At 68.1% G+C, this 10,517-nt stretch carries 21 protein-coding genes; all 21 read right to left on the minus strand.

Features of this window, described 5'->3' with window-relative positions; genetic code table 11:
* Positions 1-92 precede the first annotated feature (92 nt).
* Positions 93-1,427, minus strand: a complete 1,335-nt coding sequence (gene secY / locus GXY35_01780; GenBank protein ID NLW93330.1) for a preprotein translocase subunit SecY — start codon at positions 1,425-1,427, stop codon at positions 93-95.
* Position 1,428: 1 nt separating this feature from the next.
* On the minus strand, positions 1,429-1,923 hold the full coding sequence (gene rplO, locus GXY35_01785) for a 50S ribosomal protein L15 (protein NLW93331.1): 495 nt from the start codon (positions 1,921-1,923) through the stop codon (positions 1,429-1,431).
* 1 nt (position 1,924) lies between these two features.
* Positions 1,925-2,446, minus strand: coding sequence for a 30S ribosomal protein S5 (gene rpsE, locus GXY35_01790; GenBank protein ID NLW93332.1), 522 nt, complete (start codon positions 2,444-2,446; stop codon positions 1,925-1,927).
* 74 nt (positions 2,447-2,520) lie between these two features.
* Positions 2,521-2,892 (minus strand): 50S ribosomal protein L18, encoded by a 372-nt coding sequence (locus GXY35_01795; protein NLW93333.1) that lies wholly within the window; start codon positions 2,890-2,892, stop codon positions 2,521-2,523.
* Between the two features lie 48 nt (positions 2,893-2,940).
* Positions 2,941-3,486: a 50S ribosomal protein L6 gene (rplF, locus tag GXY35_01800; protein NLW93334.1), complete on the minus strand. Its 546-nt coding sequence runs from the start codon at positions 3,484-3,486 to the stop codon at positions 2,941-2,943.
* Between the two features lie 75 nt (positions 3,487-3,561).
* Positions 3,562-3,960 carry a 30S ribosomal protein S8 gene (rpsH, locus tag GXY35_01805; protein ID NLW93335.1) on the minus strand — a complete coding sequence of 133 codons (399 nt, stop codon included), beginning with the start codon at positions 3,958-3,960 and terminating at the stop codon, positions 3,562-3,564.
* 103 nt (positions 3,961-4,063) lie between these two features.
* Positions 4,064-4,249, minus strand: coding sequence for a type Z 30S ribosomal protein S14 (locus tag GXY35_01810; protein NLW93336.1), 186 nt, complete (start codon positions 4,247-4,249; stop codon positions 4,064-4,066).
* A gap of 40 nt (positions 4,250-4,289) precedes the next feature.
* Positions 4,290-4,832, minus strand: a complete 543-nt coding sequence (gene rplE / locus GXY35_01815; GenBank protein NLW93337.1) for a 50S ribosomal protein L5 — start codon at positions 4,830-4,832, stop codon at positions 4,290-4,292.
* Between the two features lie 47 nt (positions 4,833-4,879).
* Positions 4,880-5,209: a 50S ribosomal protein L24 gene (locus tag GXY35_01820; GenBank protein NLW93338.1), complete on the minus strand. Its 330-nt coding sequence runs from the start codon at positions 5,207-5,209 to the stop codon at positions 4,880-4,882.
* Positions 5,210-5,234: 25 nt separating this feature from the next.
* On the minus strand, positions 5,235-5,603 hold the full coding sequence (gene rplN, locus GXY35_01825; protein ID NLW93339.1) for a 50S ribosomal protein L14: 369 nt from the start codon (positions 5,601-5,603) through the stop codon (positions 5,235-5,237).
* The gene (gene rpsQ / locus GXY35_01830) at positions 5,600-6,022 is read right to left on the minus strand and encodes a 30S ribosomal protein S17 (GenBank protein ID NLW93340.1); all 423 of its coding nucleotides are present in this window, start codon (positions 6,020-6,022) and stop codon (positions 5,600-5,602) included. The genes rplN and rpsQ overlap by 4 nt, the downstream gene beginning before the upstream one ends.
* Entirely contained in the window at positions 6,022-6,228 is a 207-nt protein-coding gene (rpmC, locus tag GXY35_01835) for a 50S ribosomal protein L29 (protein NLW93341.1), read from the minus strand. The genes rpsQ and rpmC overlap by 1 nt, the downstream gene beginning before the upstream one ends.
* 48 nt (positions 6,229-6,276) lie before the next feature.
* Positions 6,277-6,693 carry a 50S ribosomal protein L16 gene (rplP, locus tag GXY35_01840; GenBank protein ID NLW93342.1) on the minus strand — a complete coding sequence of 139 codons (417 nt, stop codon included), beginning with the start codon at positions 6,691-6,693 and terminating at the stop codon, positions 6,277-6,279.
* Positions 6,677-7,342 carry a 30S ribosomal protein S3 gene (gene rpsC / locus GXY35_01845; protein ID NLW93343.1) on the minus strand — a complete coding sequence of 222 codons (666 nt, stop codon included), beginning with the start codon at positions 7,340-7,342 and terminating at the stop codon, positions 6,677-6,679. Before rpsC ends, rplP begins: the two co-directional genes overlap by 17 nt.
* A complete protein-coding gene (gene rplV / locus GXY35_01850) occupies positions 7,326-7,763 on the minus strand; it encodes a 50S ribosomal protein L22 (GenBank protein NLW93344.1) in 438 nt (145 codons plus the stop codon). The genes rpsC and rplV overlap by 17 nt, the downstream gene beginning before the upstream one ends.
* A 32-nt stretch (positions 7,764-7,795) precedes the next feature.
* Positions 7,796-8,080 carry a 30S ribosomal protein S19 gene (gene rpsS / locus GXY35_01855; protein NLW93345.1) on the minus strand — a complete coding sequence of 95 codons (285 nt, stop codon included), beginning with the start codon at positions 8,078-8,080 and terminating at the stop codon, positions 7,796-7,798.
* Between the two features lie 38 nt (positions 8,081-8,118).
* Positions 8,119-8,973: a 50S ribosomal protein L2 gene (gene rplB / locus GXY35_01860; GenBank protein ID NLW93346.1), complete on the minus strand. Its 855-nt coding sequence runs from the start codon at positions 8,971-8,973 to the stop codon at positions 8,119-8,121.
* Positions 8,974-9,095: 122 nt separating this feature from the next.
* On the minus strand, positions 9,096-9,380 hold the full coding sequence (gene rplW / locus GXY35_01865; protein NLW93347.1) for a 50S ribosomal protein L23: 285 nt from the start codon (positions 9,378-9,380) through the stop codon (positions 9,096-9,098).
* Position 9,381: 1 nt separating this feature from the next.
* A complete protein-coding gene (rplD, locus tag GXY35_01870; protein NLW93348.1) occupies positions 9,382-10,008 on the minus strand; it encodes a 50S ribosomal protein L4 in 627 nt (208 codons plus the stop codon).
* 22 nt (positions 10,009-10,030) lie between these two features.
* On the minus strand, positions 10,031-10,339 hold the full coding sequence (gene rpsJ, locus GXY35_01875; GenBank protein ID NLW93349.1) for a 30S ribosomal protein S10: 309 nt from the start codon (positions 10,337-10,339) through the stop codon (positions 10,031-10,033).
* A gap of 65 nt (positions 10,340-10,404) precedes the next feature.
* Positions 10,405-10,517, minus strand: a 113-nt coding sequence (locus GXY35_01880) for an elongation factor Tu (GenBank protein ID NLW93350.1), incomplete at its 5' end; no start/stop codon positions are given.

Raw genomic sequence — 10,517 nt, forward strand, 5'->3', positions numbered from 1 at the left:
GATCCCGGATCTGAAAGTTCAGATCCGAGACCCCGGATCCCGCCGCCGTATGTGCGCGCCGCCCGTTCAAATGGCGGGGCGAACCCGCCCCGTCACCGCCCGCGGATGCGTCCCTTCCGCATGAACCCCTCGTAGTGGCGCATCACGAGGTGCGACTCCACCTGCCGCATCGTGTCCAGCATCACGCCCACGATGATCAAAAGCCCGGTTCCGCCGAAGAACTGCGAGATCGTGTAGCTCACGTTCATATAGCCCGCGATGAAGCTCGGGAAGACCGCGATCGCCGCGAGGAAGAACGCGCCGGGGAGCGTGATGCGGTTCATGACCCGTTCGAAGAACTCCGCGGTGGGCTTGCCGGGCCGGATGCCGGGAACGAACGCCCCGCTCTTCTTCATGTTGTCGGCGAGATCGATCGGGTTGAAGGTGATGGCGGTGTAGAAGTAGCAGAAGAAGATGATCAACACGACCTCCAGGAGCGTGTACAGGAGCGCCCCGGGACGCAGCGCCCCCATCGCCTCCCTGAGCCAGTCGGTCTGGACGAAGCTCCCGATCGTGGCCGGGAAGAGCAGGATCGAGGAGGCGAAGATGATCGGGATGACCCCCGCCTGGTTGACGCGCAGCGGGATATAGGTGCTCTGGGCGCTGTAGATCTTCCTACCGCGTATCTGCTTGGGGCGCTGTATGGGGATGCGGCGCTGCCCCTCCGTGACCAGCACCACGCCCGCGACGACGAGCGCGGCGAGCAGCGCCATCCCCGCGACCGCGAACGGGCGGATCGTACCGGTCCGCACCAGCTCGTAGACCTCGTAGACGGCGCTGGGCATCCGGGAGATGATCCCGGCGGTGATGATCAGCGAGATGCCGTTCCCGATGCCGTTCTCGGTGATCTGCTCCCCGAGCCACATGATGAAGATGGTGCCGGCGGTGATGGTGATCATGATCATCAGACGCGTCGCCCATCCCGGGTTCGGGATGATGAGCCGCCCGCCGAAGCTGGCCGGGTTCTCCAGGAAACGGCTGATCATCGCCGACTGGAAGAGGCAGAGGAACACCGTCCCGTAGCGCGTGTACTGGTTGATCTTGCGCCGCCCCGCCTCCCCCTCCTTGGCGAGCCGCTCGAGGGAGGGGACGACCGCGGTGAGCAGCTGGAGGATGATCGAGGCGCTGATGTACGGCATGATCCCGAGGGCGAAGATGGTGCAGTTCGACAAGGCGCCGCCCGAGAACATGTTCATCATCCCGAACAGGTTGCCGCCGGTCCCCTGCGTCCGCTGGAGCTCGTCGAAGAAGAGGCCGAGGGCCTTGGCGTCGACGCCCGGCGTGGGGACCCAGGCGCCGAGCCGGTACACGATCAGCATGCCGAGCGTGAACAGTATCCGGCTTCGCAGTTCGCCGATCCTGAACATGTTCCTGAACGCCGCGATCATCTCACTCCGCTCCCGGCGTCGGCGCCCCGGCCGCGGCCGGCGCCGCCTTCGGCGGCGCGGCGATCCGCGCCGTGCCCTTCGCCGCTTCGATCTTCTTCCGCGCGGAGACGCTGAACGCGTCCGCGACGACATCGAGGCGCTTCGTGAGCGCCCCCTCGCCGAGGATCTTCACGCCGTCGCAGGACCGCCGCACGATGCCCCGGGCGGAGAGGGCCTTGGCGTCCACCACGCTCCCCTCGTCGAAGACGTCCAGGCGCCCGACGTTGACCGTTTCGACGCGGGGCCGCCGCGGGGCGCGGAATCCGCGCTTGGGGATCCGGCGGATGAGCGGCATCTGGCCGCCCTCGAAGCCGGGCCTGATCTTCGCCCCCGACCGCGCCTTCTGCCCCTTGTGGCCGCGGCAGCTCGTCTTGCCGTGGCCGGAACCGGGCCCCCGGCCCCTGCGCTTGGCGCCGCGCCGCGCCCCCTCGTTGTTTTTCAGCTCGTGCAGTCTCACCCTAGTCGAGCCCCCTTCCCGCCATCACCTGCGCGCGCGTCCGCAGCCCCTCGAGCGCGACGAACGTCGCCTTCACGACGTTGATCGGGTTCTTCGATTTCAGCGACTTCGCAAGGACGTCCTTCACCCCCGCGAGGTCGAGGACGATCCGCATGCCGCCGCCGGCGATGATGCCGGTGCCGGGGGCCGCGGGTTTCAGGAGCACGCGCGCCCCCCCGAAGACACCGATCGTCTCGTGGGGGATGGTGGCGCCGCGGCGCTGGACGTGCACGATCCTCCGCCGCGAGCCCTCGGAGCCTTTCTTGATCGCCTCGGCGATCTCGTTGGCCTTCCCGAAGCCGTAGCCGATGTTCCCTTCCCGGTCGCCGCATACGACGAGGGCGCTGAAGCTGAAGCGGCGCCCGCCCTTGACCACCTTGGCGCAGCGGTTGATGCTCACGACCTTTTCCTGTATCTCTCCGGGGGCCGCTTCGCGGTTCCTGTCGCGATCCCGGTTCCTGTCCCGATCCCGTCTCTCCGCCACCGACTCCTCCTTGCGGGCGCAACGCCGTCGCCGAGGCACCCGTCCCTGGTTCACGGCCGTTCCCGGCCGGCGCGTCAGAAGGTGAGCCCGCCCGCGCGCGCCCCGTCCGCCAGCGCCTTCACCCGCCCGTGATAGCAGTACCGGTTCCGGTCGAACACCACCGCGGCGACGCCCTTGGCCTTGGCCATCTCGGCGATGAGGGTTCCGACGATCCCCGCCGCCTCCTTGTTCCCCGTCTTCTTCGCCGTCCCCGCCGCCTTCTCCTTGAACGCGGCGGAGCGGGTCGACACCGCGGCGAGCGTCAGGCCCCGGTCGTCGTCGACGAGCTGCGCGTAGATATGCGCCGCGCTGCGGAACACGCTCAGGCGCGGCCTCGCGGCCGTGCCGTGGATGCGCTTCCTGACGCGCATCTTCCTCCTCCACCGTGCTGCGTCGCTTCTCTTCATCGTGTCGGGAACCTTATGTTAGCGCGACGGTGCATCGCTGCGACCGCGTCACGAGGTCGTGGCGACCGCCTTGCCCGCCTTGCGGCGCACCCTTTCGTCCTTGTACCGTATCCCCTTGCCCTTGTACGGTTCCGGGGGGTAGAAGCCGCGTATCTCCGCGGCGACCTGGCCGACCGCCTGCTTGTCGCACCCGGTCACCGTCAGCATGTTCTCCTTGCCGAGGGTGATCCGGATCGTCTCGGGGAACTCGTAGTCGATCGGGTGCGAGAAGCCGAGCTGGAGCACCAGGCGGCGCCCCTCGATCTTGGCCTTGTAGCCGACGCCGACGATCTGGAGCGTCTTTTCGTACGGCTTCGACACGCCGCGGACCATGTTGGAGATCAGCGTGCGCGTGACGCCGTGAAGGGCCGAGCCGTTCTTCGCCCCCGGCGCGCACGCGACCTTCACCTGCGTCCCCTCCACGGCGGCGGAGATGCCGTCGGGGAGCTTCAAGGCCAGCTCGCCCTCGGGTCCCTTCACCGTGACGCTCCGCCCCGCGAAGGCCACCTGCACCTTCGGCGGCAGATCGATCGGTTTCTTTCCCACCCGCGACATTGTCGTACTCCCCTTTGACGTTGCCCCACACACCGCGCCACAACCGCGACAGCCCGCCCGCGGCGGACTCCCCGCTTACCAGGCGTAGCAGAGGATCTCCCCGCCGACCCCTTCCCTGCGGGCCTGCGTATCGGTCAAGACCCCCTTCGGGGTCGTGAGGATCGCCACGCCGAGCCCGCCGAGCGGCCGCGGGATCTTCTTCTTGTCGACGTACTTCCTGCTGCCGGGCGTGCTCACCCTCCGGAGGCCGCGGATGACCTCCTTGCCGCCGGGGGCGTACCGCAGGTACACCCGAAGGATCCCCTGCGGGGGGGCGTCCGCGATCTTGAAATCATCCACGAACCCCTCGCTCTTGAGCACCCGCACAAGGGCGAGCTTCAAGGTCGACTTCGGGATGTCCACGAACTCGCGGCGCGCCTTGCTCGCATTGCGAATCCGGGTCAGCATATCCGCAACCGGATCGGTCATCGTCATACAATCCATCCTTATCTATCTGTCGCCGCAGCGGCCGCGAGGATCAGAGGAGCACCGCAGCGCTTCTTCCCCTCCGAGGCCCCCGTGCGCCCTGCGGCAACGGCTACCAGCTGGCCTTCACCACGCCCGGGATCTCGCCGCGCGACGCGAGCTGGCGGAAGCAGATCCGGCACATCTGGAACTTGCGCAGGTAGCCCCTCGACCGGCCGCACCGCAGGCAGCGGGAATACCCGCGCACCTCGAACTTCGGCGCGCGCGCCGACTTCACCCTCTGACACGTCTTTGCCATACCCTTTTCGTCTCCCGTCTCCCCCCCGTCTCCAGGGGGATCACTTCTTCGCGAACGGCATCCCCAGGAGCTCGAGCAGCGCTTTCGACTCCGCGTCGGTCTTCGCCGAGGTGACGATGGCGATATCCATTCCCTGGGGGCGCTTGATCTTGTCCAGCTCGATCTCGGGAAAGATGCTCTGCTCGACGACGCCGAGCGCGTAGTTCCCGCGCCCGTCGAACGAGGAGACCGGAACCCCGCGGAAGTCCCTGATCCTGGGAAGCACGACACTCACGAGGCGGTCGAGGAACTCGTACATCATCGCGCCGCGGAGGGTCGTCTTGCAGCCGATCTTCGACCCGCTGCGCAGCTTGAAGTTCGAGATGCTCTTCGACGACTGCGTCATGGCGGGCTTCTGCCCGGTGATGAGCGCGAGATCCGCCGCCGCGTCGTCGAGGATCTTGGAGTCCTGGGTCGCCTCCCCGACGCCCATATTCACCACGATCTTCTTTAGGCGCGGCGCCTGCATCCTGTTCGCGTACCCGAAGCGCTTGATCAGTTCGGGCACGATCTCCTTCGTGTACCGTTCACGCAACCGCGACATAGATCACTCTCCATCCTTCGCACGGCCCGAGCCGGGCGGACGGCGCGCTACGCCTTCCCCACCGGCTCCCCGCACACGCGGCAGCACCGCACCGCGCTCCCGTCGGCGAGCTGTTTGCTTCCCGTCCGCACCCCGCGCCGGCACTTCGCGCAGTACGGCATCAGGTTCGATATGTGGATCGACCGTTCCTTCTGGACGATCCCCCCCTTGGGGTTCTTCTGCGTCGGGCGCATATGCCGTTTCGAGAGGTTGAACCCCTCGACGATCGCCCGCTGGGTGCCGGGGAAAACCCTGAGCACCGTGCCCGTCTTCCCGGCGAAACGCTCCCGGCCCGCGACCGCGACGACCAGGTCGCCTTTCCGTATCCTTGTCTTCATCGCTCTCCGTTCCCGACCGCCGCCCTCAGATCACCTCGGGGGCGAGCGAGATGATCTTCATGAAGTTCCTGTCGCGCAGCTCGCGCGCGACCGGTCCGAATATCCTCGTCCCCTTGGGGTTGTTCTGCTGGTCGATGATCACCGCGGCGTTGCGGTCGAACCTGAGGAACGACCCGTCCTCGCGCCGAATCGGCTGGCGCGTCCTGACCACGACCCCCCGCACGACCTCGCCCTTCTTGACGATCCCGTCGGGCACCGCCTCCTTGACCGAGGCGATGATCACGTCCCCGACGTGGGCGTACCGCCTCCCGGATCCCCCCAGGACCTTGACGCACGCGATCTGGCGGGCGCCGGAGTTGTCGGCGACGTCGAGGCGCGTCCGCAGCTGTATCATGACGCCGCTCCCCCGGGCGTGTGCCCGGCTGTGCCGGCATCCGAAAGATCGTGCGCCGCGCCCGCGTCCGCCGCCGCGGCCCTTTTCTCCCTCGGCCCGCGGATCGACTCCTCGATCTCCTGGACCTCGGCCTCGGTCGCCGCCGGCCCCCCGAGCCCCCGGCCCTTCGCGATGACCTCAACGAGACGCCACCGCTTCAGCCGGCTCATCGGCCTGCACTCCTCGATGCGGACGGTGTCGCCCTCCTCGGCCCGCCCCTGCTCGTCATGCACGTAACAGCGCGTGCGGGCGGAGATCACCTTGTCGTACCGCGGGTGGCGCTGTACGCGCCTGACCTCCACGATGGCGGTCTTGGCGCTCGGGACGGAATCCACCGTCCCGACCCGCGTCTTCCTCTTGCCCCTGGTCTGGTTCGTCATCACGCCTCTGTCTCCTTCACGGCCGCCTCACCCGAGGCGGGGCGCCCCTTCAACACCGTGAGGGCCCGGGCGATGTCCTTCCGTATCGCGCCCACCCGACTGTACTGCTCCATCTGCCCCGTCATCGCCTTCACCCTGAGGGCGAAGAGCTCCTCCCGCCACCCGGCAAGGAGGTGGTGCAGCTCCTCCGGCGCCTTCTCACGCATCTCCTTGGCTTTCACCGTCGTGCCCCCTCGTCGCGCCCGGCCGGGCGCCTACCGCATCGTGCTCCGCGAAACAAACCGGGTCCTGATGCCGAGCTTGGCGGCGGCGCGGCTCATCGCCTCCTGCGCCGTCGCCGGGCCGATGCCGTCGACCTCGAACAGGATCCGTCCCTTCCTCACCACGGCCACCCACGTCTCCGGGGCGCCCTTCCCCTTCCCCATCCGCGTCTCGGCCGGTTTCTTCGTGACCGGCTTGTCGGGGAATACCCGTATCCACACCTTCCCGTGCCGCTTCAGGTGGCGCGTGACGGCGACGCGCGCGGCCTCGATCTGGGTCGTCGTCACCCACGCGTTCACGAGGGACTGGAGACCGTACTCGCCGAAGGCGACCGTGGTGCCCCGGGTCCCGTGCCCCTTCATGATGCCGCGCTGCTGTTTCCTGAACTTGCTCTTAGCCGGCTGGAGCACCATCCCGAACAACCTCCCTTCCCGGAACCTTTTCGCCCTTGTAGATCCAGACCTTCACGCCGATCTGCCCGTACGCGGTGCGCGATTCGGCGAAACCGTAGTCGATCTCCGCGCGGAGGGTGTGCAGCGGTATCTTCCCCTCGCGGTACGCCTCCGATCGCGCGATCTCGGCGCCCCCGAGGCGGCCGGCGCAGTGTATCTTCACCCCCTGGGCCCCCGCGTCCATCGTGAGCGACACGGCGCGTTTCATCGCGCGGCGGAACGAGACGCGCTTGAGGAGTTGGGAGGCGACGTTCTCCGCGACGAGCTGGGCCTCGACCTCGGGACGCTTGATCTCGGTCACGTCCAGCACGATCTCCCTGCCGGTCATCTCGGCCAGCTCGTCCCGCAGCTTGTCGATCTCGGCCCCCTTGCGGCCGATGACGATGCCGGGGCGGGAGCTCCAGATATTGATCCTGACCTTCTTCCCGTAGCGCTCGATGCAGACCCTGGCGATCCCCGCGAAGCCCAGGCGTTCCTTGATGAACCCCCTGATCTTCACATCCTCGTTCAGCATCGTCCCGAAGTCGCGCTTGGCGCCGTACCATTTGGAGCGCCACTCCTGGTTGATCCCGAGCCGAAGCCCGATCGGATTAACTTTCTGCCCCACGTGTGCCTCCCTGTGCCCTCGCGCCGCGTTCCGCCCGCGCCGTCTTCGCCGCGGGCGCCTTCCTGCCGGACGTCTTCGTGTCGGATGCCGGCTCCCCCTCGCGCACCACGATGGTGATCCGGCTCGTCCGCTTCCGTATCGGCGTCGCCCTCCCCATCGCGCGGGGCATATACCGTTTGAGCGTCGGGCCTTCGTCGACGAACGCCTCCCGCACGACGAGCGGCACCGGCTTCTCCTTCCCCGTCGCGTTCGCCACCGCAGAGTCGAGGATCTTGCGCACCGGCCCCGCGCCCCGCTTGCGGCACATCCGGAGCGCCTGCGCGGCGTCCTGCACGCTGCGCCCGCGGATCAGATCGACCACGAGGCGCGCCTTCCGCGGCGCGATCCGCAGGTAGTTCCCCACCGCCTTCGCCTCTTTCATCTATCTGTCCTCTCGCTCGATCGCCCGATCGCTCACTTCGCCGCCGCCGACTTCTCGGTGTGCACCCCGTGCCTCCGGAAGGTCCGCGTGGGCGCGAACTCGCCGAGCTTGTGTCCGACCATGCTCTCGGTGACGAAGACCGGGATGAACTTCTTCCCGTTGTGCACCGTGAAGGTGTGCCCGACGAAATCCGGGACGATGGTGCTCCGACGCGCCCATGTCTTCAACGGCCGCCGCTCGTTGCCGCGGTTCATCCGCTCGACCTTCTTGAGAAGCTTCTCGTCGACGTAGGCGCCCTTCCGTATCGATCGTGCCATTGTTTCTCCTCACCCGGTTCCCGGTCCGCGGCGGGCAATTACGCCTTGCCGCTTCCTCCGCGCCGACGCTTCTTCACCCTCGCCTTGACGACGTGGCGCGCCGGCTTTCTCCTCGAGCGGGTCTTGCCGCCCTTCGCGAGCACCCCCGTGGGCGAACACGGATGCCGCCCGCCGGAGGACCGCCCCTCTCCGCCGCCCATCGGATGATCGACCGGGTTCTGCGCCACGCCGCGCACCTTCGGGCGCCGCCCGAGCCAGCGGCTGCGCCCCGCCTTGCCGAGGCGCACCGCCTCGTGCTCGCTGTTCCCGACCTGCCCGACGACGGCCATGCAGCGCACGTTGACGAGCCGCACCTCCCCGGAGGGGAGGCGCACGTGCGCGTAGGCGCCGTCGCGCGACAGGAGCTCCGCGCCGTTGCCCGCCCCGCGGGCGAGGATCCCCCCGGCGCCGGGGCGCAGCTCGACGCTGTGGATCTGCGTCCCCAGCGGGATCTCGGCGAGCGGCAGCGCGTTGCCGATCCGCGGCTCGATGTTCTGGCCCGACACGACCGTGTCCCCGACCCCGAGCCCGACCGGCGCCAGGATGTACCGCTTCTCTCCGTCGGCGTAGTGCAGGAGGGCCAGGCGCGCCGCCCTGTTCGGGTCGTACTCGATGGCGGCGACGCGCGCGGGGATCCCCGCCTTGTTCCGCTTGAAGTCGACGATCCGGTAGCGCCGCCGGTGCCCGCCGCCGAGGTGGCGCACCATGATGCGCCCCATGAAGTTCCTGCCCGCCTTCTTCCGGACGGCGACGGTCAGGCGCTTCTCGGGGGACCGCTTCGTGATCTCCTTGAAATCGTGCCCCGTGATCCAGCGGCGGCTCGGGGTCGTGGGCCGGTATGTCTTGATTCCCATAATCTCACTCCACCTTTACACGCTCTCTGCGTCGCCACGGATCGACGCGGATCGTCACGGACAGATTCTGCATTCCCTGCTCTTCACGCATCCGTGAAGATCCGTGGCAACGATACCGTACATCAGGTCGCGTACTCGATCGTGTCGCCCTCGCGCAGCGTCACGATCGCCTTCTTCCAATCGGGGGTCTTGCCGACCTGCCACCGCACCCGTTTCAGCTTGCCCCGCATCGTGATCGTGTTGACCTTCGTCACCTTCACCTTGAAGGCGGTCTCCACGGCCTTTCTGATCTCTATCTTGTTCGCCCGGATGTCCACCGCGAAGGCGTACCGGCCGCCCTCGCCGGCCCCGCCGCCCGCCTTCTCGGTGATCACCGGCCCCTTGATGATGCCGCGCCTGTCGCTCATGTCAGAGTCGCTCCTGCAAAAACTCGAACTCCCCCCGCGCCATCACGACGGCCCCGTGCGCCATCAACAGCCAGGCGCTCAAGGCGCCGCGCTGCGCAACGGAGGCGCCGGGGATGTTCCGGGTCGCCCTCTCGACGGCCGGATCCGGCGCGCCCAGGACGATCAGCGGGGCGTTCGCCGCGCCGATCGTCTTCAGCCACCCCGCCATCTCCTTCGTCTTGGCGGGACGGGCGACCGCGTCCACGAGCACGATCTCGCCCCCCCGCACCTTGTCCGCGAACGCCGCCGCGAGCGCCTTGCGCCGCAGCGCCTTGGGGATCGAACGGCCGAAATCCCGCGGCTTGGGACCGAACGTGGCCCCGCCGCCGCGCCAGACCGGGGAACGGCGGTACCCCGCCCGCGCGCGGCCGGTCCCCTTCTGCCGCCACGGCTTCTTCCCCGATCCCGCCACCTCGCCCTTGGTGAGGGTCGAGGCGGTCCCCGCCCGCCGGTTGCGCCGGTAGCCGGTGATCACATCGTGCAGCAGCTGCGGGTTCGCGCGCGCCGTCCGAAGCTTCTCGGAAACCGCGACCTCGCCCGCCGCGCGCCCGTGTTTGTCCACTACCTTGAGTGTCTCCATCGTCGTCACGCGTCTCCCGTCGGTTGCCCCCTCACAGCCTGATCTTGATGTCCACCCCGGCGGGCAGGTTGAGCTTCTTCAGCTCGTCGATCGTCTTCGCGGTCGGGTCGAGGATATCGAGCAACCGCTTGTGCGTCCTGATCTCGAACTGTTCCCGCGACTTCTTGTCCACGTGGGGGGAGCGCAGCACCGTGTAGCGCTCGATCTCCGTGGGGAGCGGGATGGGACCGCACAGCTTGGCCCCGGTCCTCTTGGCCGTCTCGACGATCTCCTCGGCTGACTGGTCGAGCACCCTGTGGTCGTACGCCTTCAGCCGTATCCGAATCCTCTGTTTCGCCATCGCTCCCTCGTCTGTCCTGTCCTTCTCTTCGGGCCTTCAGGCGCCGCCGCGGCCCGAGATCCGCCTTATTTGATGATCTCGCTGACCCTTCCCGCGCCCACCGTCCGGCCGCCCTCGCGCACCGCGAACCGCAGCCCCTTCTCCATCGCGATCGGCGTGATCAGCTCGCACTCCACCG

Source organism: Chlamydiota bacterium, from assembly GCA_012729785.1.
Taxonomy (GTDB): Bacteria; Auribacterota; Tritonobacteria; order UBA1439; family UBA1439; genus UBA1439.

Coding starts and splice junctions, on each gene's coding strand:
- rpsQ (NLW93340.1), bottom strand. CDS start 6,022: ATGACGAACCAGACCAGGGGCAAGAGGAAGACGCGGGTCGGGACGGTG.
- secY (NLW93330.1), bottom strand. CDS start 1,427: ATGATCGCGGCGTTCAGGAACATGTTCAGGATCGGCGAACTGCGAAGC.
- rpsS (NLW93345.1), bottom strand. CDS start 8,080: ATGGCACGATCGATACGGAAGGGCGCCTACGTCGACGAGAAGCTTCTC.
- rplE (NLW93337.1), bottom strand. CDS start 4,832: ATGTCGCGGTTGCGTGAACGGTACACGAAGGAGATCGTGCCCGAACTG.
- rplV (NLW93344.1), bottom strand. CDS start 7,763: ATGAAAGAGGCGAAGGCGGTGGGGAACTACCTGCGGATCGCGCCGCGG.
- GXY35_01820 (NLW93338.1), bottom strand. CDS start 5,209: ATGAAGACAAGGATACGGAAAGGCGACCTGGTCGTCGCGGTCGCGGGC.
- rplF (NLW93334.1), bottom strand. CDS start 3,486: ATGTCGCGGGTGGGAAAGAAACCGATCGATCTGCCGCCGAAGGTGCAG.
- rpsJ (NLW93349.1), bottom strand. CDS start 10,339: ATGGCGAAACAGAGGATTCGGATACGGCTGAAGGCGTACGACCACAGG.
- rplN (NLW93339.1), bottom strand. CDS start 5,603: ATGATACAGCTGCGGACGCGCCTCGACGTCGCCGACAACTCCGGCGCC.
- GXY35_01795 (NLW93333.1), bottom strand. CDS start 2,892: ATGAAGAGAAGCGACGCAGCACGGTGGAGGAGGAAGATGCGCGTCAGG.
- rpmC (NLW93341.1), bottom strand. CDS start 6,228: ATGCGTGAGAAGGCGCCGGAGGAGCTGCACCACCTCCTTGCCGGGTGG.
- GXY35_01810 (NLW93336.1), bottom strand. CDS start 4,249: ATGGCAAAGACGTGTCAGAGGGTGAAGTCGGCGCGCGCGCCGAAGTTC.
- rplW (NLW93347.1), bottom strand. CDS start 9,380: ATGAGCGACAGGCGCGGCATCATCAAGGGGCCGGTGATCACCGAGAAG.
- rplB (NLW93346.1), bottom strand. CDS start 8,973: ATGGGAATCAAGACATACCGGCCCACGACCCCGAGCCGCCGCTGGATC.
- rpsH (NLW93335.1), bottom strand. CDS start 3,960: ATGACGATGACCGATCCGGTTGCGGATATGCTGACCCGGATTCGCAAT.